This window comes from Rheinheimera sp. D18 (genome assembly GCF_004345025.1).
Classification (GTDB): domain Bacteria; phylum Pseudomonadota; class Gammaproteobacteria; order Enterobacterales; family Alteromonadaceae; genus Alishewanella; species Alishewanella metallidurans.
Map to the genome: position 1 here is coordinate 2924519 of NZ_CP037745.1, position 24661 is coordinate 2949179.

Below are 24661 nucleotides of genomic sequence, written 5' to 3' on the forward strand. Positions count from 1 at the left end.
GCTTACTGCGTAGCAGTATTGTTAGTGCCATTTGCTTTATTAGCCGTTGCGTTAACGACTTTCACTTGGCTACCTGGCCGCACTTTTTGTAGCCCCGTAACAATAACTTGATCACCGGCTTTTAAGCCTGACAGCACTTGCCAGCCTTGCTCAACCGCACGGCCAACTTCAATAATGCGCGCTTCAACCTGATTATCAGCATTAACCAGCATAACGGATGCTTGGCCTTTAGGCGTGCGGCTTACGGCAGCTTGGGGTACCAGCAGTGCGTTATTATCCACGCCATGATGCAAGCGAGCACGGACAAACATACCCGGTAATAAGTCACCCTGTTTATTTGGGAATACCGCGCGTAATGTCACCATACCCGTGCTTGGGTCAACGTTAACTTCGGAAAACTGTAAACTGCCTTGCTCAGCGTAAGTGCTGTCGTCATCTAACAGCAAATCTACGGTTACCTTATCGCTGGCGTTCTGCTTTTTCAGCTTTAACAACTCTGCACTTGATTGCGTTAAATCGACATAAATTGGATCTAGCTGGCGGATAGTAGCCAATACCTGCGCCTGATTTGCTGTTAATAACGCACCTTCGGTTACTTCAGAACGGCCAATTTGGCCAGAAATTGGTGCCGTAATTTGCGTATAGTTCATATTAATTTGCGCGGTTTGCAACGCAGCTTCTGCACTAGCAACACCAGCTTCTGCCTGCATCAATGTCGCTTGGGCATCATCATAGTCTTGCTGGCTTACCGCTTTGCTGCCTAACAAGCCTTTTAAACGTTCCATTTTTAACTTAACGTTATGCGCTACCGCTTTATTACTACCTAAATTTGCCTTAGCATTGGCCAGTGCCGCCTGATACGGTGCGGCATCAATTTTGTACAACACATCGCCCGCCGACACTAACTGCCCTTCAGTAAACATGCGTTGTTGTAAAATACCATTTACTTGTGGCCGAATTTGCGCTTGGCGAAAATCAGTAGTGCGACCTGATAATTCAGTGACTAATGCCAATGGCGCTGTATTCAAAGTTACAACCCCAACCTCTGGCGCAGACGGCGCTCCCATGCCACCACCCGATTGCGGTTCACTACAGGCTACCAACAATAGTGCTGTTAACGACACTGTTAACAACTTCATTTTTACACGCATATAAACTCCTGTGAGACACTGCCCAATTAACACAACGTAAAGCTTAGGCAGAATAAGAACGGCAATATACATACAAGTCTGTATGTAATCAATATAAGACTGCTAAAATTACAAAAAAACTGTTTAATAACCACTATCTATATGGCTTACCGCGTCCAGATCATCAATATTATAAGTCACTCTCACGCCACAACAAAACATCCAATACCTTTAGAGCGCTAGCCTAGGTTTAATGTAGGAATACCAGCTAACGCAAAAAACCGCTTAATGCGCCAGCTATTGGCAAACATAAAGCGGTTTTACTTGGTCAGCCTATTACATCACTAATTAGAACGTATAACGTGCTTCAGCAAAATAGTAACCCCCATTAAAACCAAATGGCGCGTTGGTATTTGGGTATTTAAAAATGCCGTTAAACTGATTAATCACCGGCTGCTCATCTGGGTAAGTATCAAATAAGTTATTGACGCCTAAGGTAAAATCTAACTGCGAATTAACCGCATAATTAACGGAAATATCAGCAATAGTTTTCGCACCAAACTCGTAGTTACCGGTGGCGTAGCCCAGTGTATAAGGGCCAAAGCGGTTTAAACGTAAGTTAGTAGTAAAGTCGCCATAGGTATGGCTGATACCGGCACTAAAGCTGTTTTTCGGGTTAGCGTCGGTTAAGCGCGTTTTTTCAACATCATCAAACAACGCTTGCTCTAAACCGCCCAATAAACTAGGTACTTTTATCTGTTTAATATCCGTATCGCTATATTGTGCCGATAAACTTAACTTTACGTCACCATATTCCGCTAACGACATTTGATAAGCCACTACGGCCTCCACACCTTGGGTACGGCTATCTACCGCATTAGTGAAAAACCGCACCGACTGCGCGGCATTGTTACCAAGTAACTGATCTATTACAGGGTTAGCTCGGCTTACACTGCCGGTTAAAATAATACGGTCGTCAATATCAATACGATAACCATCTAAGGTAAAAGTCACACCATTATCACCCTGATAGGTTAAGCCCAAACTGACACTTCTCGATTCTTCCGCTTTTAACTCACCTTGGCCTAAGGCTTTAACCACTGGCGAAGTGTTATTAAAGGTGCCCGATTCCACTGGGTTAAGTACGCCAGTAATGGGGTCGGCCACAAACAGGGTTGATAAGTTAGAGAAATATAATTGCTGCACACTTGGCGCTCTAAAACCGCTATTTATGGTGCTACGAATAGCCCAGTTTGGCGCAAATTCATACCGGCCAGCTAACTTCCAACTGGTATTATTACCAAAGTCAGAATAATGCTCTTGGCGCAGCGCCGCACCCCAGTTAAATTGCTCGGTTAATTGGTTTTCTACTTCAACATAAACGCCGACATTATTACGTGACTCGTCAACCGTTGACGCTGGCGTAAAGCCACCAAAACCTTGCATACCTGCACCTTTATTTTGGTAGCCATAATTCTGGTATGAAAGCTCATCACCCTGAAAAATTTTATAACTGTTTTTCCGGTAGGAAACGCCACCTGATACGACTAAATCTGAATCATTCACAAAGGCAAACAATTTACTGGCGTCTAAATTAAGGTTTTGCTCGTTGTTTCTCATGCCACCGGCATAAGCACTAGTGGGGCTAGTTGGACCAAGTGAGGCGTTCAGTGAATTATTGACATAATATTGGTAACGGCTGGCACCGGTATTCGCCGATAAATCCCATTGCCAATCAGCAAGTTCAAACTTATAGCCGAGTGTAATAGCGTGATCATTGGTTTCTGGTGCTATTTCTGGTAAAAAACCATCTGGATAAATTTCTGGAATATTACGCGCATCTGAAGGTAAGCGAAAAAATGCGCCCGACTGTGTTTTGCGCTGCGAGATATCAGCAAAAGCATAAATCTCGCCTTCACCTAGCTTATAACCCGCATTCACCATTAGCGCTAAGTTTTCAAAAGACGCATCGCCCACGCTGTGATTTAAGCGGTTGGCGGTGGCTTCACGTGGATCAGGTTGGCCGTTAATATCGGCATATTGTTTACGAGGGTCTAAGCCGGCACGGTTAGTTTTATTTTTATGGTGATATTCAGCGCTAATGGTAGCAAAACCATCTTCGGCAAAGCGTATGCCTTGGCTGCTGCTAATTTTGTATTGTTCACCATCATCATCAAAGGTTTGGCCGCCGTTAAGGCTAATTTCGCCCCCCGACATATTATCTTTTAGTACTAAATTTATTACACCCGCTATCGCGTCTGAGCCATATTGTGCGGCTGCACCGTCACGTAATATTTCAATTCGTTTAATTGCGCTCATTGGAATAGCGTTTAAATCAACGTTAGAACTACCGCGGCCCATCGTGCCGTTTAAATGCACTAATGCAGAACCATGCCTACGTTTACCATTAATCAAAACCAAGGTATGGTCAGGCGATAAACCGCGCAAACTCGCCGGGCGCACTGCATCACTGCCGTCAGTAATCGATGAGGTAGGAAAGTTAAAGCTAGGCACTAAAAACTGTAACGCGCGGGCGGTTTCAGTCATACCGGTAGCTTGCAGTTCGGCAACACCAATAATATCTACCGGTGCGGTACTTTCTGTCGCCGAACGCACTGATAAGCGGCTACCAATTACCGAAATTTTTTCTACGTCAGCATCGTTAACCTGCTGCGCAAAAACAGTTGGCGCACTAACGGCTATGGCCAAACCTAGGCTTGATGCCAAGTAAGAAATTTTAGGTATCATCATGCTGTCCTCTTATTAAGCAATGTATAAACAATACATCAATTTTATATAGCGTAATTATAATTAATTTTATGAAGCTAGAACTTAAACGCATATATGGAACTTTCTGTATCAAATAAAATATAGTCTAGATCATTCAGTTACGCTGCCCCTGCACAGCGTTTTGAGCAATATTTAACCTCTAACCAGTTTTTTTGCCATTTTTTCCGCCAACTAAACGGCCGCTGGCATCTGCTACATATTTTTTCTGGCAAGTGTGCTTTTTTAATTACCATTAATATTGGAGTAACTCGCAATGCTTTGAGCTATATAGTCAACTAACGGCAAATACGATCACCTCGTTATGCATTTTAATGCCCGCTAATATTGAATCTACTAGCCAAGTTATGCGCTAAGCCTTAATCTAAGCGCATTTTAACTGCCCGAGGTTGTTGAGCTATTAATGCGTAAATTTAAAGTCTTATTACTGCCTGTTGTAATTTTAGTACTGCTTGCTATCAGCTTTTGGTTTAGCGGCGGTTGGCTGCAACTTTGTGCTGGCTTAGCGTTATTTTTATTCGGCATGCAGTGTTTAGAAGAAGGCCTAAAACAATTAGCCGGCGGCAAACTTGAACAAGTTTTAGCACGCGGCACCTCTACGCGGTTTAAAAGTTTTTTAATTGGTATCGGCGGCACTATGTTGCTGCAATCGACCACCTTAGTGTCGTTACTAACTATCGCCTTTATTAGTACCGGTTTAATTCAACTGGGTAGCGGAATTGCGATTTTATTAGGGGTTAATTTAGGTGCCAGCGCCGGTATTTGGTTATTAGCGGCGGCGGGGCAAAACTTTAGTTTAAGTCCGCTGGCGTTACCTTTACTGGTGTTTGGTGTATTAGCCGGTTTTAATGGCCCGAAAAGTAAAGCGGCAGGTCGTATTGTGTTGGGTATTGCCTTTATTTTCTTAGGTATTGATCAAATTAAAGGCGGCTTTAGTGAGTTTGGCAGTAACTTAGATTTAACTCAGCAATTTGACTCCACGCTAATAGGCCAGTTAGCTTTTGTCGCAGCGGGTATTGCGCTAACCGCCGTTCTGCAATCTAGCCATGCCACGCTGATGTTAGTGTTAGCCGCGTTGTCTGGTGGCCAAATAGAATTATGGCAAGCTATGGCCATTGCTATTGGCGGCAATATTGGCAGTAGCGTTACCACCGCATTAGTCGGATGGCTAAGTGGTAACCGCAGCGGTCAGCGCTTAGTATTAGTGCATGCGTTATTTAATATCGTTACCGGTATCGTTACCCTTGCCTTACTAATGCCATTAATGTGGCTGTCGCAACAGACTATGGCACTGTTTGGTGCAGCTGATAACACGCTGCTACAATTAGCGCTGTTTCAAACCTTATTTAACCTTATTGGCGTAATAATGTTTTGGCCATTACAAAGCAAAATAGAACGCGGGTTGTGCTACATTTTACCCAATGTGGTTGAGCCAGAAATACTGATTACCGACGTAGATGTACCGCCAGAGCCGCAGGTTAAGCCGAAAAAACTACAAGTTGCCAGTAACCATGCGCGTTATCTTAACGACGCAGCGCTAGCCTCTGCCGATACAGCAGCTAGTGCGGTGGTGCAAGAGCTTCAGCATTTAGGTCGGTTAAGCTTAGAGGTAATTTGCCACGCGGTGTATTTACCCACTGAGCAACTTAACGCTCACACCGTAGATGATAAAATACTTAACACCTTGCCCGACGACAGTAAAAGCTTAGATGCAAAAGAGCTGTATCAAACCCATATTAAAGGGGTTTACTCTGATTTATTAGGCTTTATGAGCCGGTTAACTATTGAGTTAGATGAAGAACAGCAAAAGTTTTGGATGACTTGCCACATGGTGGCATTGCAATTAGTTGACGCAGTAAAAAATGCTAAGCATTTGCAGAAGAACCTCTATCGTTATTTACGTGATGATTCTATTTTTGCGCGTAATCTTTATTTGGATCTACGCCGGCATGTGTTTTGGGTATTACGCCAAGCTAGCGAATTAAGCCGCACAGATTTAACCGACGAGCAATCATTGCAAGCGTTAGCCAAAATAAATAGCGAAACCGAACATTTTGTTAAAGAGTTTCGCCATCGTATTTTTAGCGCGATACGGCTACAAAGCTTAAACAATATGCAGGCTAGCTCGTTAATGAACGATCTTAATTACAGCGACCGCATTGCTCAAAGCTTTAGTAATGTGTTGCAAATTAGCCTTACTGCCGATAATGAATTACTGCGTTCGGTGCGGCATTTAGGCTCGGAAAATATGCCGTTACTAAATTAAATTTCGCTCTTTTAGCCGCTTAATAATACCGGTTAAACTTGGGCTTAAAATACAGGTTAACTTAGCTAATTCTTTAAACTCTAAACCGCTGAACTCACTTAAAGCGCGAAGTACACGCCACTGCTGATCGGTAAAGTCCGCTTCATGCAGTATCGGGCGGAAAAAAGACATGGTTACTTCACGAGCCATTACGAGCTTAATCGGTAAATATTCGTTGAATTTATGCATTAGATTAGCAGTAACCTTCAGAAATTAAGCGAAAACTAATAACATTTGATTGAATTTTCGCCATTTAATTTTGCGTATTATGATAGCTAAATACGGTACAGTAAAGTTGATCTGAAACAGGTTATGCACATTGGCTTTAGCATTTAACCGCGCGACTGATAAATATCAGCTTTAAAATTGACGACGTAGAAAAGTTACAGGCTCTTTTATAGCTCAGATTATACCTATCCAATTAGCAATAAATTTGCCACACTCGGCACTGAATTAACGTAAAAACACTAAGCGGAGCTTTCTGTGGCGGCATTAATTCTACCTGCCAATACAGAACTAGCGTTGCCTGTGCCTTCGGCTTTTAGTTTTTCACAGAGGTAAGCATGGAGCCAACCAAGGGTAAAAACTATAGATCAACCTTAGCGTTAACCTTTGACGAGCGCGTTATTTCGGCATTTTCAAGTCTGTGGCGCTGCTTGGGATCAGCCGATTTCAGCGCGGCGGTAATGGACGTATTAGATGCAGTATGTGCTACCGACTCCTGCGGTATTCTGGTGTATTACCGCCAGCGTAAACCCTTAAGTTTGTTGCACCGCTTTAACCCCGTGCAACGTAAAGTTGCCGCCGATATTTATTCTACTGGGCCTTATGCACTAGATCCGCAATACCGGTTGTTTTTAGCGGGCTGCCCAACGGGTGCTTACTGGCTGCGTAATGTTGCGCCTGACGATTTTTACTCTAGCGAGTACTACCAAACCTTTTATTCTAAAACCGGTGTCGCTGACTCTATTGATGTGTTGTGGCGTATTGATGACGATTCAGCCTTAGTGTTTTTTATGCAGCGTAATATTCATAGCAACGAATTTACCGCAGCTGATTTAACGGCATTAAATATGGTGTTGCCGATATTATCTGAGGCATTAACTAAACACTACCAGCTAGCTACCGCGTTGCCACAGGCCAACCCCGACGATAAAACACATCAACAAGTAGAATGTACGTTAAGTCATTTTGCCAGCTCGCTGTTAACCAAACGCGAGCGCGATGTATTGCTATATATGCTGCGTGGTTATTCGTCAGCATTAACGGCGCAGAAGCTAAATACCTCAGACGGTACGGTAAAAATTCACCGCAAAAACATTTATCGTAAACTAGAAATTAGCTCACAGGCTGAGCTTTTTTCGTTATTTATCAACTGCATTCCTTTTGCACGGCCAGATGAAGACAGCGACCCACTGCAGCTGTATCAGCAAAATCATCGGCTTTAAATACTGTTATTAGTACAGCACCGATACTGATACAGCACTGTGCTGTTTAAAAAACGAACTATTTCTTTCGGGGTAGGCGCAAAACTAATTCATTGGCCAATTCTGTAAATTACTATACCTAACAGGATATATAAGCTTTTACTTTTACTCTCTATTATCAGAGTAGAAAGAATAAGAGCTGGGCGCTGACGGCTAAAATAGAGCTACGCTGTTACAAACAAGCCCAAAAAATAACAATAACAGGCGGACATGGACCTGTAGCAGCAAGCCGGAGTTAATAACATGACACAACAGAAACTGAAATACCTACGCCGTTCCGCCTTAGCAATATTTATTACCGCCGCACTTAGCCAGAATATGGCCTATGCCGATTTATCTGTCGGGTCTATTTTTGGCCAGACTGACACCGGCGTCACCATTTCGGTAAAAAATCTAGAAACCGGTTTAAAACGTGAACTCACCTCCGACAATAGCGGCCGATTTAATTTCTCACAATTACCCAGTGGCCGTTATCAAGTAGTGGCCAAAGGCGTAACCCGCGAAGTTGTGGTTGGTATAGGCACAGGTACGCCGGTCAGTTTCAGTGATGACGCCATGGAGCGTATTTCTGTTGTTGGCTCAACCATTAGCCCTATTGATACCTCATCAGTGGAGTCGAGCACGGTATTTACCGCCGCACAAATGGAGCGCTTACCCATCGGCCGTGATATTAGCGATGTCGCCTTATTGGCACCGGGCACGGTTCGCGGCGACAGTGGTTTTGGTAAGCTGGCCTCTTTTGGTGGCTCGTCGGTGGCCGAAAACGGCTACTACATCAATGGTTTTGACGTTACCAACGCGCGTACATTTTTATCATACGGCCGTGTACCCTTTGATGCCATTGGCGAGCAAGAAATAAAAACCGGTGGCTTTGGCGCTGAGTATGGCCGCGCTCTGGGTGGTGTAGTAAATATTGTGACCAAACGCGGTACTAACGACTGGAAATTTAACGGCTCTGTGGTTTGGTCACCTTCCGACTTAGCCGCCTCAGGTAAAGATGTCATCAGCCGCACAGGTGTTGCAGGCGAGCGCAGTTATTACTCAGCCTATCGTTCAGCCGATCAGCAAGATGAGTTGTCTTATAGCATATCGGGTGGCGGTGCCATACTGCAGGACAAACTGTTTTTTTACGGCATGCTTGAAGGTAAAAAAGACAGCTTTGATTCATACGGCACCGATCGCAGCACCGCAGGTGACAACAGCTCGCCTAACGGCTTAGTGAAGTTTGACTGGTATATCACCGACAACCATATTTTAGAAGTTACCGGTATTCGTAACGTTGAAAAAACCGATTATGTTGATTACCTAAATCCTGAAGATCGCTATTTTACCGGCCAACATGGTAACGAACGTGTACGTTATACCGAGCGTAACGGCGGTGAAATTTTAATTGGTAAATATACCGGCAATTTAACTGAAGACTTTACCATTGGTGTATTAGTTGGCCGTTTAACCAATGATTCTGGCTATATTACGCCAGATCCATTAGCCGGTGACGAGTGCCCATTAGTTGACGTTTATGATCAAGATACCGACGACGTAATAGACGTTGGTTGTTGGAACAATATTAACGTGCGTTCGCTGGCTTTTGGCCCAGATAACGACGAGCGAAAAGCGCTACGCTTTGATGCTGAATGGCGTATTGGTGAGCATACGTTGCGTTTTGGTTATGACGACGAAACCTTTACCTCGCGCATTGCCGGTGCTGAATATTCTGGCGGCGTATTTTACCGCCGCTATACGCCAGTAGATTTTGCCGATCGCTGGAATGGTGTTGATATACCTGCCGATGCGCATGTCGTGCGCAAACGCACCCGCACGTCGCCATCAGGCCGTTACGAAGTAAAAAACTCGGCGTTTTACATTGAAGACAGCTTTTACGTTACCGACAGCGTGATGATTTACGCTGGCCTGCGCAGTGAGTCGTTTGACAACTTAAACGCCGATGGTGTGTCGTTTGTGGATGCGAAAAACATGATAGCGCCACGTTTAGGTTTTGTTTGGGACGTAAACGGCGATGCCAGCTCTAAACTGTATGCCAACGCTGGCCGTTACTATATTCCTATTGCTGCCAACACCAATATCCGCGCCTCTAACTGGCAGTATGTCACGACAGAATATTATCTGTACGATGGCCTAGTTGACCCTGCAACTCAGGCGCCACTGCAATTAGGTGACAAGCTTGGCTCTACTTTAACCAGCGGCCGTAATACCTCGCCTGATCCGGCCACGGTGGCTTCGGCAAACTTAGAGCCTATGATGCAAGACGAGTTAATTTTAGGCTACCAGCGCCAACTGTCTGACTTATGGACCGGCGGTGTTAGCTTTATTTATCGTGAAGTGAAAAATGGTGTCGACGATTACTGTGGCCGCCAAGCGTTTATCAACTTTGCTGACGATCAAGGCTACAGCGACTTTGATGCTGATTCATTAGCTACCTGCATCATTTTAAACCCAGGTAGAGACTTAGAAATGGATATGGACGTGGCTGGCGATGGCGTATTAAAACGCGTTACCGTGCCTAACTCTTATCTGCAATTAGACAGCTATAAACGGACTTATCAAGCGTTAGAGTTTAACGTTGAGCGCGCCAGCGATAACGGCTGGTACATGCAAGGCAGTTACGTTTGGGCAAAAAGCCAAGGTAATAGCGAAGGCTTAGTGAATAGCTGGCTAGAGTCTGAGTCGCCGGGTTTAACCAACGATTTTGACCACAAAGTGTTTGTTGATGGCACCGACGGCTACCTGTCAAACGACCGTCGTCACACCGTTAAACTATTTGGTGGCTACGAGCTAACCGAGCAACTAGAAATATCGGCCAACGTGCTGGTGCAATCAGGCCGTCCGGTTAGCTGCTTTGGTTATCCTCCGTTTGCCGAAGACGATCCCGAATATGAGGTATTTGAGCGCTATGCCGCGTCTAGCCTGTATTGTCGCAATGCCACGGGCGAGCAAGAATTAACGCAACGTGGCCAGTTTGGCCGCACACCTTGGACCTACTCGGTAAATTTAGGCCTATCGTATCGTCCAGACTGGGCAAAAGGCCTATTACTGCAAGCCAACGTGTTTAACGTATTAAATATGGGCCGAGTAACCGAATACAATGAAAAAGGTGACTTATCGCTGGAAGACGCCGGACAAAACCCGAACTTCTTAAACGACCAAAACTATCAGAGCCCGCGCTCTGTGCGTTTAACCGCGCGTTACTCATTCTAAACACTCGCTTTAAAATTAAGGCAGGGCTGTGTAAACAGCCCGTCTTTTTGTTCGGTTGCGCTATATGTTATAGCCAACAATGCCAACGGGATCTGATGTCATGTTTAATCAAACCAAGAACCAACGCTTATTCCTACGCCCACAACTGTTACTGCCGTTAGCGTTGTGTTTCGCCGCTTACGTGCAAGCAATAGAGCCGACTACAAACAGTGTTACCGGCAAAGAGCTCTGGTTATTTGGTGGCGGTGAGCCTATTTGTTCCAGCGTAGAAATAACGCGCTGCGCGCCCGATAAACAACTCGCAGCCGATGCGTACTTTTCGCAACAACACGCGGTACGCGAAAAACACTTTCGGCCAGAACCACAAACGTTAAATGAATTAACAGCCCTAACCGCATGGCCCGCCAGCAACGCTCGACAGCAGCAAGTTAAACCTGAGTTACTGACGCAGTTGCAGCAGATGCTCAATAAAAGCTGGCCAGAAGATAGCTGGTATAGCCAATTTAAAGCCTTTGATTTATCAGACGATGAGCAAAACTTACTCGACGATATATTTGAACAGCGCCCAGTACTGCAAGATGGCAGCACCGCGCAGGTTAAAGTGTATTTTGATGGCACTGAGCTCTATGTACAGCAGATGTTTCAGCACTTTATTCAGTCTGCAAAAAACCGCGCCATAGCGCGGGCTAAACAGCTAAATGCTGCCGCAGCACAACAAGCGTTAACGCAAAAACCTACACTGGTATTAATTACCGCTTCATCGAATAGCTCTATGGATTGGGTCGATTATTATCTGCAATTATTTAACGCCGCAGGAGCCAATGCGGTGTGGCTACCCATTGAACCTGCGCTAGTACAAGAGGGCAATTGCGAGACGTTAGATCAAGACCGATTTCGCTGGAATGGCCAATATAAACGCGCCGCACGCTATCCAGAGCTAGCCGCTTATCAACAGAAAATGTGCCGTGAGCCGGCGCTAATGACGCAATTACTTGAGCAAGCCGACGCCATTTTTATTAACGGTGGTGATCAGTCGCACACCATGCGCAGCTTACAGAAAAAACCGGGCGAATTTACTGAACTAGCACAGCTACTGCACCAACGCATTAATGCCGGTGTACCGCTGGCCGGTTCTAGTGCCGGCACTGCGGTGCAATCGGGACATCCGGTAAAAAACTTCCCCATGATCAGTGGCGGCCAAACCAGTAAAGCCTTGCGCTATGGCGCCTATGCTGACGAACCTAATGCCCCTTTGTGCCAGTTTCACCAAAGCTGTAGCTCTAAGCTAGACAGCAGCTTGTTAACCTATCGCGTAGCAGGAGGCTTACAGTCTTTTACGTTAGGTGTTACCGACACCCATTTTCGTGAGCGCAACCGCGAAGGCCGGCTATTACGCTTACTCATCGATACCAATACCAATTTTGGCTTTGGCATGGATGAAGCTACCGCACTGCGCGCCAACTTTACTACTCCAGACAGCGCACAGCTGCAGGTTGAAGGTCGAGGCGGTGTCTGGATAGCTGACGTTAGCGCAGCAAAAGCTAAAGCAAGAAAGCTAGGCGATAAAACCCTAGGCTGGGCGGCAACGGGCATGACATTTAGCCGTTTACTGGCAGGCGACACCGCCTATTTTCAAAATGGCATACAGCAAGCAACCTTACAATGCGATGCATTAGCCTTGGTTGATAACAACCTCGTTGCTGCCGACACCTACAACAAAACCGATGGCCGAGTTTGGCAAGCTAAACCGGGAACCGTTGAAGCGTGCAAGCGTGCCGATGGTCGGTGGCGTTACCTAAACTTACCCATGAGTTTGCAGGTGAACTATGAGTAAGCTGCCAGCAGAGTCAATAAATAGCGGCTGGCGCATGCCAGACACCTTGCTTATTGTGTTTGCGGTGCTGCTTTGCTCTGCGTTACTCACCTTAATTGTGCCACAAGGCCAGTTTGATACCGCGCTAGATACCAATACCGGGCGGCAGTTATTAGTTGCCGATAGCTACCGTAGCGCATTTAATGGCGAGCCGCAGGCAGTATCATTATTTGCCGATGGCGAAAAAACCGGTGTGCTTACGGCATTTTTCGATGGCATGACCTCAGGCTCTAGAAATGGCTCAGCTATTGGCGTAATTATTTTTATTCTCCTAGTCGGCGGCAGTTTTGGCGTGTTACTGCGCACCGGCGCCGTTGACGAACTATTAAAGCTGCTAATTAGCAAAATGCAGCACAAAGCCCGTTATTTACTGCCAATTATGGCGCTGTTTTTCTCTCTCGGTGGCGCTATTTTTGGTATGGGTGAAGAAGCCATGGCCTTTGCTATCTTACTTGTGCCGCTAGTTCGCATGCTGGGCTATGACTCGATTACCGCAGTATTATTAACCTATGGTGCCACTCAAATTGGTTTTGCCACCTCGTGGATGAACCCGTTTTCTGTTGCTATCGCCCAAAGCATTGCTGGCTTACAGCCTTTATCTGGCTCTGGTTTTCGTATTGCCATGTGGTTGGTATTCACCTTAATTTATATCGCGTGGTTTATTTGGCGCGCCGAACGGCTTAGACGTAAAGCGGATATAAAAACTGACTTTGAAATTAGCCATCAATTTCGCTGGGGCCATTCACTAGTGGTGCTCACGTTAGTAGGCGGCATGGTGTGGGTGGTGTGGGGTGTCGTAATGCAGGGCTATTTTTTGCGTGAAATTGCCACACAGTTTTTTGTTATGGCCATTATTAGTATGACCTTAGGCACTGTGCTTAAGCTTAATAGCGCCAGCTTAAATGATTACGTCGACGCCTTTAAAACCGGCGCCAATCAACTGCTTCCGGCCGCATTAGTGGTGGGCATAGCACAAGGTATTATTTTACTGCTTGGCGGCACCAACCCTGAGCAACCCACTATTTTAAATACCATGCTGCATTACGCCGCCACCAGTATTAACGGCCATTCCGAGCTATTTGCTGCACAGGCCATGTTAGTGTTTCAAAGTGGCTTTAATTTCTTTGTTACTTCTGGCTCCGGCCAAGCCGCACTGACTATGCCGCTCATGGCACCGCTATCTGACTTAGTCGGTGTTAGTCGGCAAATTGCCGTTTTAGCGTTTCAACTCGGCGATGGTTTAGCTCATCTATTTTATCCCACATCAGCCGCGTTAATGGGCACCTTAGCTATTGCTGGCGTTGAATTTACGCAGTGGCTACGCGCTATGTGGCCGTTATGGTTATTACTAACAACAATGAGCATGCTGACAATGTTTGTCGCCGTTGCCATAGGTTATTAACGGCTGTTGTCAGCCAATGAAGAAGAGATTTTTATGATCACCAGAATAGTAAACGGGATCTGTTATTCGCCAGAACCTTTAGGCCAAACTGATTTATTAGTAGCCGGCCAGCAAATAGCCGCATTAGGTGAGCAAGCAACACTGCAAGGTGACATAGTGCAAACGGTAGACGCTAGCGACTGCTGGGTTGTACCTGGTTTAGTTGATTCATTAGCACATATTATTGGCGGCGGCGGTGAAGGCGGGTTTCGCAGCCGCACTTCCGAGCTAAAAGTAGCCGATGCTATTGCCGCCGGTGTTACTACCCTCGTTGGCGTGCTAGGCACAGATGCCATTACCCGCACCCTCACCAACCTGCTAGCTAAAGCGCATGCATTAGATGAAGAAGGCCTAACTTGTTATTGTCACACCGGTTCTTATCAAATCCCAGCCTACACGCTGATGGGGGATTTGCTGCAAGATATCGTGCTAATTGACAAGTTTATTGGCGTTGGCGAAGTTGCCATTGCTGATCACCGCTCGTCGCAGCCTACGGTACAAGAGTTAGCACGTTTGGCATCACAAGCTCGGGTTGGCGGCATGCTGGCCGGCAAAGCCGGTATTGTTAGCGTGCACGTTGGCCCCTCGCCTGAAGGCATTGCGCAACTACTGCAAGTGGCAACCACTACCGATATTCCTATCACTCAGTTTTATCCCACCCATATGAACCGTAATCAACAGCTACTGCAAATGGGTTTTGCATATATTGCCCAAGGCGGTTATATCGATTTAACCACCAGCACCACCGCACAAGATATTGCTATGGGCGAAGTAAAGTGTGCCGACGCACTACTGCAAGCGGTTAACGCCGGCGTTAATCTGCAACATCTGACCTTTTCATCTGACGCCAATGCTTCGCTGCCGGTATTTGATGCGCAAAATAATTTTATCGGCTTAGGTGAAGGCCGCATTGCCAGCTTATATGAAGAAATGATCGACGCGATTCGCCTAGGTGTACCGGTAGAGCACGCACTGCGCGTGGTAACGGCCAACCCTGCGCGCATTTTAAAGTTACCACACAAAGGTAACCTGAAAGTTGGTGCGGATGCTGACTTATTACTCATAGACAAAACCAGCCTAGAACTCAAAGCCGTCATGGCTAAAGGCCGCTGGCTATTCTCGGATGGCCGCGTATCGGTACAACGCAATAGCTTATTTTTTTAATACCGCTACGGGCAACGCGCCGCATTTTCAATGCCAAATTACAGGTTAATTTTGTCTATATTAGAATAACTTTAACTAAACCAACCGAAGCGACATAACGTATAATCAGCCCATAATTTATGCCGTTGTTGGCTTATGTCGTAAGGAAGTAGTAGATGTCGAGTTTAATTAACAATTTAGAATGGCGTTATGCCACCAAAAAGTATGACCCAAGCAAAGTTGTTGCCCAAGATAAGGTTGATTTAATACTTGAAGCTATTCGCTTAAGCGCGTCTTCAAGCGGTTTACAGCCCTATGAAGTCTTGGTGGTTACGAATAACGCCGTGCGTGAACAAATTAAACCGCATGCGTGGAACCAAAGCCAGATCACAGACTGCTCTCACTTACTGGTATTTGCCGCGTGGGATAACTACACCGCAGAGCGTATTAACCAGATGTTTGATTTAACCAATGATATACGTGGTTTTAAAAACGAAGGTTGGGAAAACTACCGCAACCAGCTACTTAACACCTACCCGCCGCGCGATGCTGAAACCAACTACCAACATGCTGCGCGTCAAGCATACATTGGTTTAGGTTCAGCGCTTATTGCTGCAGCAGAGCTAAAAGTAGACAGTACGCCAATAGAAGGTTTTGAGCCGGCTAAAGTAGATGAAATACTAAATTTACAGCAAAAAGGCTTACGCTCAGTACTGTTAATGCCACTTGGCTACCGTGCTGATGACGGCGACTGGTTGGTTAACCTAACCAAAGTACGCCGCAGTCGCGAGCAGTTTATTACGGAAGTAAACTAAAGCCAATTTAAAGCTCAGCTGCGGTTTTATACGGCTATTTAGGCTTATTCAGCAGCGCTTTTAAATCGGCAAACGGGTTATGCGTGGCCGCGGCTACTTTTTGCTCGGTGGTGCCGCCGTACATAACATATTCGTGATACTTATTGTGCTCATTATCGTGGCAATAAATACACAGTAATTCCCAGTTGCTACCATCGGCTGGGTTATTGCTGTGGTTATGATCGATATGATGCACCGTTAACTCACGCAACGTCGAATGCACAAATTCCCGAGCACAGCGCCCGCACACCCACGGATACATTTTTAACGCCCTGTCACGGTAACCTTGCTCTTGCTGCTGATACGCCTGCGCGCCATTGCTTGTTTTGCTCATAATTGTCCTGATTAACATACTCTAATAACCCAGTTCAACCTTTACTAGCTAACTGGTTTTCGACCAATTTTAACAGTGTTTAGTACTGAAGCAATGATTGTTCATTTCACAATTTACATTTATATTTATATTGTTACGATTGAGTAATCGAAGCAAGGAGATAACCTATGAGTGTACAGACGTATTCAATCGTTATCACTGTAGTAATGTTAGCAGCCATTGCAGGTGTGTTATACGCTGCACACCACATCGGCAAGAAAAAACTCTAGAGCAATTAATCAAAAAACATTGGCAAATGTACCCATAAAATGTCGTATAACTGGGTTATGCCTGCAACCGAAAACTTATTTAAAAAGTGGATGAATAGTCGGATCAACCGTATTGTTATTAAACTTTTAGAGTGACATGGATATACTCAGAGATACGCTAAATACTGAGCATTGGCTAACCAGCGAACAAGCACAAAAGCACAAAAGCACTCCGGGTATCAGCTTGTCAGCTTATGCACTTAAGATTAGCTGGTGCACTACGTTTTCGAAAAGATGGTAATCGCTATTTTTACCTACTACCAAAATAGGGATAGTTTTATATCATGGTGCAAACAAGTGCAGATTTGTATCAACAATTAATAAACTGGCATAAAATAAAACACACTGGCGAATGCGAAAACATTCCTTCTGCATTATCGGCGCAATATCTTAATCAGCTTGCGACTTTAGTTTTACTACCTATATCGAAACAGTTTGGCAAACTTACAATTACCTATGGTTTTACTAGCCCAGAACTAAGTCGCTATATACAGCGTTATTCACCATCGGGGACTGCACCAAATTTAGATCAACATGCTTGTGTCGAGGTAAACACTAAAGACATGCTAATTTGTGATCGCAACGGTGCAGCCTGTGATTTCCTAGTTAAAGGCTACGAAAACAGAATGCATGAGGTAGCACAGTATATTTGCCAGTATCTACCGTTTGATAAGCTGTATTTTTACGGTCGTAACCGACCGATTCATATTAGTGTATCGAATAAACCCTTAGGGCACTTACAGCTGATGAAAAACAGTAAAAATGGTCGACGTTATCCGGGGAAAAAAGCTTTTGATAATGACGCAATCGTTTTAGCTAACGAGCTTTGAAATGAATATAACGCAATTTAATGAACTGGTTAAACAAACAACTCTAGGTAAAAAATTACCTGATTCGATTTACCTGCACAAAGACGCCTTTAGTGCTATGCCACCGTCACTGGCAAAATTTGTTAGTGTTGTAGCTACAGCACTTAAAATAGCTGATGATGATTGGAATATAGTCAAACTTCACAAAACAGATTTTCGTTTATCTTTATTGCATTATCCTGATTTTTATACTGAAGCATATCCTGCATTACGTCAGAGTGTCACCGTAGATCTAGCTAAGCTACAACACCGCATAACACGCTATGATGAACAAGAAAACCCGCCAATTCTGCATCGTAAAGAACTCTTTATTTTGCCTACTCACCCAGAGTACGAAAATTTTTGTATGATCACGCAAGAAGGCGAAGCAGCCGGATTGTATGAAAACGCTAGAATGATTGGCTTCAAATCAAGCTGGCTGCGCTTGATTGCAAAACATGGCTATGAGTTAATTGATGGTCGCTTGTTCCGTAGCTCTGCAGTTTTAAAAGATTCAGAAGAGAATAATATAGACCGGCATAAAACAGCTTTAGTCAGGCACGAGCTATCTGCCCCAATGAAAACCTTAGCTAAACATGGCTTTTTAGAAGGCGATTACTCTATTTTTGACTACGGCTGTGGCCGAGGTGATGATCTCAGAGAATTAGAAGCGCATGGACTAGATGCTTTAGGTTGGGACCCAAATTTCCGACCTGATACCGATAAAGTAACATCAGATGTGGTTAATCTTGGTTTTGTTATCAATGTTATCGAAGACAGGGACGAACGTATAGATGCAATATTAAACGCATGGGAACTAAGTAACAAGGTACTAGTCGTTTCAGCTATGCTAGCAAACGATAGCTACATTGCTCAGTTTCAGCCCTATAAAGATGGCGTTATTACATCTAGAAACACCTTCCAAAAATACTATACTCAGAGTGAGCTTAAAGCGTTTATAGAAACGACGCTAGATGAAAGCGCTATCGCCATTAGCCCAGGCATTTTTTATATTTTCAAAGATAAAAAGCTAGAGCAAGAATTTCAACAAAACCGGCAAAAGCGCCATTATGAATGGCGCCATTTATCAGCCCCTGAACCCGTTACAGAGACTCAGGCACGCCTACTATTTTCACAACATGAAGTATTATTAGAATCTTTCTGGAGGCGCTGCTTAGATCTAGGGCGTATGCCAGCAGAAGATGAGCTTCAAAATTTAAAACAAGTTGCTCAAGCAGTAGGTTCAGCCAAAAAAGCACTTAAACTAGTTTGTAATTGGTATAACAAAGAAGAGCTCGAGCAAGCCGCAGCGATGCGTAAAGAAGACTTACTCGTTTACTTTGCACTAGCCATGTTTGAAAAAAGAAAGCCTTACGCACAACAACCGGAAAGTTTAAAACGCGATATAAAAACGTTCTTTGACACCTATAAAATAGCGCAACATCAAGCAGCAGAACTGCTATTTCAAATAGCCGACAGCGAGTTAATAGAAGCTCTTTGTTTAGAAGCTATTAAATTTCTACCTGCGGGTAAAATAGGCTATGAAAATAATCTACCTCACTCACTAACGCTACATAAAGATTTTATAACTCTTTTACCACTCACTCTAAGAGTGTATGTAGGTGCCGCTTTACAAATGTATGGCGAATTAGATGACATTCAGCTTATTAAAATCCACATTCATTCTGGGAAAGTAACACTGCTAGGATATGAGGGCTTTGATGACTCACCATTACCTGCACTAAAAGAACGTGTAAAAATAAAAATGGCTGATCAAGATGTAGATTTTTTTGATTATATCATTTCAGAAAAGCGGCCTCTGCTATTAGACAAAATTAACTATATTGACGATACTTTTAAGGATTACCATAAACAAAAGGCTTTCAATAAACGTCTAAGTAAAGAATTATACGAAATGGAGCTTTGGAATATCTCTTATAGCCAGCTACTTATTTTGCTACTTCAGAAAAACTTAGATATTAAAGGTTATCGTTTTTTAAATGTGAAAAAATGACCAATCAACGGTAACCCCCTAATTTTAATGGAGGTAGGTTGTAATTACTTTATTAGTTAGATTACCAAAGAACTGTGCCGTTCTTATTACCGAGCAAATTTGTTATAACAATATATAATTAGATGCTAAACTAGCTATATATTGTTTATTAGTTCTGACAAGATCTGGTACATCAATGTCATAGTTCAAACTAAATTCTAATAATTCAATTATGAGATAATTATTTTATTTAACTCTTAATACTTCACTTCTCCCGCCAGGCACATAAACTTCAACGTCATCACTCGCATATAGTTTGATATAAAGATATAAGTTAGCCTGTATGCTTTTAATTTCTTGACGGTATGGTGCAGGATCATCAGCAAGCTTATCATGTAATAAACTAGATATTTGACCAAAGCCTAAATTTCGACCTGTTTGGTTTTCAGTAATTTGCTTTTTTAACCAACGGTATATTTTACTTGATTTAAACAAGTATGCAGCATTTAAAAAATCATCTCTGTTAGCTTCTATTTGTGCAAAAGGAAGTGAAGGGTTTAATTTATATTCATTGACATCGTTACCTGGCTTTCCTAGTGGAAAGTCAGAAACAAATAAATCAGTTGATGGTATTAAAATTGCTTCAGGCCAAACAGCAGGTAAATTATCTTTGTCTTCGCTTTTAAGCTGCTCAAGATACTCTTCCATTTTGTCTAGTATGCTCAGGGTTAACAATGTAGATGAATCAACTATTTTTTTAATAAAGCTTTTTGATTCACAAGTCGGAGCCACCCTACTGCATGATTCTAAATTTCCTTTGCTAACGAGAGCAAGCCCTTTTCCCGTTAGATTAGCACTACCATTAAATATCGTTTCAAAATCAATTTGGTAAATTTTTGCATGTAAGTTCGCTAGTGCTTTAACTTGAAATCCGCTATTTATGCAGTCTCTAAGCGCTGCGAAGTCACTAGCCCCCTCAGCAAAATCTTTGGGGGTAAAGCGACCAACTAACTCGACATTTGGCTTATTTTTTTCAGTTAACTGACGTAACCAGCGAGTAGCTGGCTGCGTCATAAAAGCTGAAATAATGGTTATGTGTTTACAGTTTGGAATTATCAATCCTAACTGGCGTGTTAGCTCATTATTTGAGATTAGCCCTGTCATTAAATATCATCTGGATCTAAAGACCCTGGCTCTTGAAGAAATTCGCTAATTACTATGCCCCAATCGCGGCGAATTGCATTTAAGTACTTTTTACGAGATTCATTAGTAGTTTCATTCATTACTCGGGCAAAACCAGCAATTGCTGTTTGCATTACCTCTAGGTGCTCCTTGCCAAGCTGGCTTAAAAGTTTTTGATGAAAAATATGATTAGTATTAAATAAAACAAGTGTTAAACCTTTACTTGTTGATACATCAAAAAACGCCTCTGAGTCTCTAGCTACATCCTCAATCAAAAACCGATTACCATTAAGTATTAGTCGTTCAGCTTTATATTGAGCTTCATCCTGAGACATTCCTCCGGCTTGGATTAAATGATCTATTATGTCATTTCTCGTCAATTTATTATCATCATCTGCAGATTGATGACCTGATTTCTGACGATGCTCAGAACCATGCGTTGCTCTTGACGCGGCATTATCTGAAGCAGATAACAGTTCAACACTCTCGTTCTCAACATTTCCTTTGCCTACAACATTAATTTCTTTTAATCTTCTCTCTAACTCTTTTACATGTTTAGAAATAGCATCAGTAACTTTAAACACCTGAAGTAAAGAATCTGAATTCTCTTGTAAATCTCTTTTATACTCCGCTTCTGTATCAAAACCTGCTTGATCTGAAATTACACCCATAGAGTATGGTATTAGCTTCACAGCATCTTGTTTATTATTAGTGACACCAAATATTGAATCTAAGGTTGGAGGGAAAGAAACCTCAATACCACAAAACCTACCTTTAAAGTTTCGTAAGTCACTTGGAATAAAACTATCACGTAGCACTAGCTCTCTATTCGCTCTCACAATAGAAACGCCAATATTTTTAGCGCAATGCTTACCCCAAAAGGTTGCACCTAAAGATCCTGAGGTTGTTTTAAGTATAAAGTTTGCTATGCTCGCTTTTACTATAGAAGTAGTGATAGTTACGTTGTCTTCTTTTTTGTTACCTTGCTCATCAAAATATTCTACTGGAATTATCTCCTCATCCACTTTTTCAAAAAAAGCTTCATTTTGATAATCCCCAGGAAGATGAGGTAAAGATGTATTTTTTAACAAATACATTGGATCATTTGCTTTAAATGTGTTTCTTTCATAAGCACTAATATTATCATTACCAGACTTTCGATATGTAATGCTATCGATCCTGATTTTTTCATTACTTATAAAATTTCGATACATACGACCAACTAAAAGCTCGCAATGACGATATATTGATCTACCTGTTTTCCAGGTAAGTCTGTCAAGTTTAGACCAAATAATTAAAGTGCCTGAATCTGGAATTTTTGAAAAAAATGCTTTTTGATATTTATTTGGAATTAGAGAAGGTTGAGGCTCAGGAATTGTTTCTAAAGCACCAGTTTTCATTTCATCAACATCTAAATACGTATGATTAGGTATATTTCCATCTTGCCAACTCCAGACATCCACCCTTTTACACTGTGAAATTGAGGAGTTAGGTAAACCCATACCAAACTTACCCATTCCTCCATTGTCATTTCGGTTAGTGCCGCCACCAAACTGCATAGCAACTCTAAGAGTATTTACATCCATACCAATACCATTATCCCAAAGAGATATTTCTGATACAGTATAATTTTTACGCTCTTTTTGCTGCTCCTCTATAAAACCAACTTCTACGCGGCTTGCTGTTGCTTGCAGGCTATTGTCAATTAACTCAGCTAATGCGTAAGCTGTGTTATTATAACCATTATCACGTAGTGACTCGATTACAGTTTCAGCACTTAAAAACCTATTACTCATTAATTATTATCCTTTTCTGACCACATATCATTCCAATATCCGAACGCTATACTAATACTTTGAAATTCTGGTATATCGTCCATCACTGTATAGATATTGCATTCCCTATTGCCACCACTTTTATATCCCCGCATAGCTCTACCTGCCATTTGTAAATATTGAACTAAAGAATTCATAGGCTTGGCGATAACAGTAACATTCGTTTTTGGTGCATCGAAGCCTGCTGTTAACACATTGAAATTAACAAGTACTTGTAAATCACCTTTTTTGTATTGTGAAATCTTAGCTCTTCGGCTTTCTGGAGAGTCATTTTTACTATCAATAGATGCAACTTTAACTCCCTGATAAGCTAATGCTGTCGCAAGATTGACGCCATGTTCTACGGTACAGGCAAAAACTATTATTTGAGATTTTTTTTTGCATTCGTCAATAATTGTATTAAGGATCATTCGATTTCGAGCTAAATTACTAGCTAAAGCAGTCATTGTTTTAACTCCTCCAGCATCTCTTAATTCATAAGCTGAAATACTAGAGTGGTCATAATTTAAAGATTTAAAATTAGCTTTTGCTAAGTAACCTTTTTCAACCAAGTAATCAATCGGAGATAAATACCCTGATATTCTCATTGATATTTTATTGTTAAAGAAAAAATTTGCTAACCTAGTATCCTCTTCTGTGAGTCCTTCTTCAGAATAGCTACGCCCAGGTGTAGCTGTTAATCCTACTAAGTCGGCATGAAACCTTTCATTCTCTATGAAGTCCTGTACAACCTTCTGAAATTCTGGCGCTACACTCTTATGGGCTTCGTCAAAAATAACTAATGTTACCTTTTCAGCTAATTGCTTATAAAGCAATTGCAATTGCCTAGAGTTACTTTTTCTTAGACCCAAAAACTTATGTAAGCCTGCAACCACAAAGCCTGAGTCAATGCCACTAAGGCTCTCATTGGAATTGGAGTAGAAACCATAAAGTGACGTAGGTCGATTACCTAAGGATTTCCATGCTTTACAAAACTCGGTGTAAGCTTGAGAGCAAAGCTCTTCACGATCTGCAAGCCATAATACGACATTGTTATCTGATTCCCTGAGATGTTCTGAAGCGATATTCATCGCAGTACGTGTTTTTCCAGACCCTGTGGGTAAGTGGATAAGAACTCTCTTCTTTCCTTGCTTAAGATAACTAAACACTTGTTTACAGATATCTTGTTGGTAGGAGTAAAGGCCATAATCTGGATTGATCCGAGCCAAACTCTCAAGTTTACTTTCTTGCTCTACTTTGTTTGAATAGAATTCTAACAACCCTAAAACTGAAGCAAACCCTTTGGGGTTTGTTTCAGACCAACTTATAATTGCATTGTAATGCTCTGGTGTAACTTGGGTCGCATTGAGGACTAGTGTAGGAAAAAGCTCAGCGAGTAGCTGTGGAGATAGTCGTTCAATCAATTTATTTCGGAGTGATTTGTCAAAAACAAAATCAACCTGCTTAACACACGCAACAACAGCTGCTAACTTATTTTTACTATAATAGTTATGTTCTGCCACTTGGTTTTCATGACCATCAAGACTAAGAGCAAAAGCAATAGAGCTTTTTGGCAGAAAATTAAGTAATTCATCTTCTGAGAAATTTGTGAGTAATTTTGTAAGCATTTTAGTCCCTTAAAAAAACATAACTTTATCCCCTTAAATCTGAGATTCTGAAGAAATTCAAATTATTGATTAAAGAGTTAATTTTATTAAACTATTTCCCCATAATTGCTAAACATTACAATACTCTTTTCATTCCTTCAAGGGAATTAAAGCTCTTTTACCTATCGCAATACTTTATTCCTAGTTTATAAACAGTTTTCGCTGAACTAAGTGTGTTAATTTAACTACAAAACTAGGATATATTAAAGTTCAAACCATTAATTTTAATCAACTTATTTAGTTAGCGTAAGCTTTACTGTATAAAACCGTTATAATTTA

Annotated in this window: 17 protein-coding genes; 9 read left to right on the forward strand and 8 right to left on the reverse strand. The window is 42.6% G+C overall.

The features are described from left to right. Positions 1-2 precede the first annotated feature (2 nt). The 3 genes from E0Z06_RS13685 to E0Z06_RS15880 form a co-directional block, all read right to left on the reverse strand. Positions 3-1151 (reverse strand): efflux RND transporter periplasmic adaptor subunit, encoded by a 1149-nt coding sequence (locus E0Z06_RS13685; protein WP_132585785.1) that lies wholly within the window; start codon positions 1149-1151, stop codon positions 3-5. Positions 1152-1478: 327 nt separating this feature from the next. Further along, entirely contained in the window at positions 1479-3881 is a 2403-nt protein-coding gene (locus E0Z06_RS13690; protein ID WP_243695517.1) for a TonB-dependent receptor, read from the reverse strand. 137 nt (positions 3882-4018) lie between these two features. After that, on the reverse strand, positions 4019-4153 hold the full coding sequence (locus E0Z06_RS15880; RefSeq protein WP_207903101.1) for a DUF2256 domain-containing protein: 135 nt from the start codon (positions 4151-4153) through the stop codon (positions 4019-4021). Between the two features lie 167 nt (positions 4154-4320). Here E0Z06_RS15880 and E0Z06_RS13700 point away from each other — a divergent pair, with 167 nt between their 5' ends. Beyond that, positions 4321-6183 (forward strand): Na/Pi symporter, encoded by a 1863-nt coding sequence (locus E0Z06_RS13700; protein WP_132585788.1) that lies wholly within the window; start codon positions 4321-4323, stop codon positions 6181-6183. Here the strand turns inward: E0Z06_RS13700 and E0Z06_RS13705 are convergent. Continuing rightward, the gene (locus tag E0Z06_RS13705) at positions 6175-6411 is read right to left on the reverse strand and encodes a MarR family transcriptional regulator (RefSeq protein ID WP_132585791.1); all 237 of its coding nucleotides are present in this window, start codon (positions 6409-6411) and stop codon (positions 6175-6177) included. The genes E0Z06_RS13700 and E0Z06_RS13705 overlap by 9 nt on opposite strands. A gap of 374 nt (positions 6412-6785) precedes the next feature. Here E0Z06_RS13705 and E0Z06_RS13710 point away from each other — a divergent pair, with 374 nt between their 5' ends. From E0Z06_RS13710 to E0Z06_RS13735, 6 genes are all read left to right on the forward strand, one after another. Then, positions 6786-7670 (forward strand): helix-turn-helix transcriptional regulator, encoded by an 885-nt coding sequence (locus tag E0Z06_RS13710; RefSeq protein WP_132585794.1) that lies wholly within the window; start codon positions 6786-6788, stop codon positions 7668-7670. 282 nt (positions 7671-7952) lie between these two features. Continuing rightward, positions 7953-10925: a TonB-dependent receptor plug domain-containing protein gene (locus tag E0Z06_RS13715; RefSeq protein WP_132585797.1), complete on the forward strand. Its 2973-nt coding sequence runs from the start codon at positions 7953-7955 to the stop codon at positions 10923-10925. 100 nt (positions 10926-11025) lie between these two features. After that, a complete protein-coding gene (locus E0Z06_RS13720) occupies positions 11026-12759 on the forward strand; it encodes a cyanophycinase (RefSeq protein ID WP_165907409.1) in 1734 nt (577 codons plus the stop codon). After that, a complete protein-coding gene (gene yfcC, locus E0Z06_RS13725) occupies positions 12752-14200 on the forward strand; it encodes a putative basic amino acid antiporter YfcC (protein ID WP_243695518.1) in 1449 nt (482 codons plus the stop codon). The genes E0Z06_RS13720 and yfcC overlap by 8 nt, the downstream gene beginning before the upstream one ends. Positions 14201-14233: 33 nt before the next feature. Then, positions 14234-15403, forward strand: a complete 1170-nt coding sequence (gene iadA, locus E0Z06_RS13730; protein WP_132585803.1) for a beta-aspartyl-peptidase — start codon at positions 14234-14236, stop codon at positions 15401-15403. A gap of 155 nt (positions 15404-15558) precedes the next feature. Next, a complete protein-coding gene (locus E0Z06_RS13735) occupies positions 15559-16197 on the forward strand; it encodes an NAD(P)H-dependent oxidoreductase (RefSeq protein WP_132585806.1) in 639 nt (212 codons plus the stop codon). Positions 16198-16231: 34 nt separating this feature from the next. Here E0Z06_RS13735 and E0Z06_RS13740 read toward each other — a convergent pair whose 3' ends face one another. After that, positions 16232-16570 (reverse strand): YajD family HNH nuclease, encoded by a 339-nt coding sequence (locus E0Z06_RS13740; RefSeq protein ID WP_132585809.1) that lies wholly within the window; start codon positions 16568-16570, stop codon positions 16232-16234. A 592-nt stretch (positions 16571-17162) separates the two neighbouring features. On the opposite strand from E0Z06_RS13740, the gene E0Z06_RS13745 reads away from it, so the two are divergent. Together E0Z06_RS13745 and E0Z06_RS13750 are read left to right on the forward strand one after the other, a co-directional pair. Then, positions 17163-17708 (forward strand): hypothetical protein, encoded by a 546-nt coding sequence (locus E0Z06_RS13745; protein WP_132585812.1) that lies wholly within the window; start codon positions 17163-17165, stop codon positions 17706-17708. A 1-nt stretch (position 17709) separates the two neighbouring features. After that, complete coding sequence (locus E0Z06_RS13750) at positions 17710-19740, forward strand: DNA phosphorothioation-associated putative methyltransferase (RefSeq protein WP_132585815.1); 2031 nt, start codon at positions 17710-17712, stop codon at positions 19738-19740. A 225-nt stretch (positions 19741-19965) separates the two neighbouring features. Here the strand turns inward: E0Z06_RS13750 and E0Z06_RS13755 are convergent, their stop codons facing one another. From E0Z06_RS13755 to E0Z06_RS13765, 3 genes are read right to left on the reverse strand one after another with little or no spacing between them, the layout of a single operon-like run. Beyond that, positions 19966-20883 (reverse strand): phospholipase D-like domain-containing protein, encoded by a 918-nt coding sequence (locus E0Z06_RS13755; protein WP_132585818.1) that lies wholly within the window; start codon positions 20881-20883, stop codon positions 19966-19968. Further along, positions 20883-22697, reverse strand: coding sequence for an ATP-binding protein (locus E0Z06_RS13760; RefSeq protein ID WP_132585821.1), 1815 nt, complete (start codon positions 22695-22697; stop codon positions 20883-20885). Before E0Z06_RS13760 ends, E0Z06_RS13755 begins: the two co-directional genes overlap by 1 nt. After that, a complete protein-coding gene (locus tag E0Z06_RS13765; RefSeq protein WP_132585824.1) occupies positions 22697-24343 on the reverse strand; it encodes a DEAD/DEAH box helicase in 1647 nt (548 codons plus the stop codon). The genes E0Z06_RS13760 and E0Z06_RS13765 overlap by 1 nt, the downstream gene beginning before the upstream one ends. Between the last annotated feature and the right edge of the window lie 318 nt (positions 24344-24661).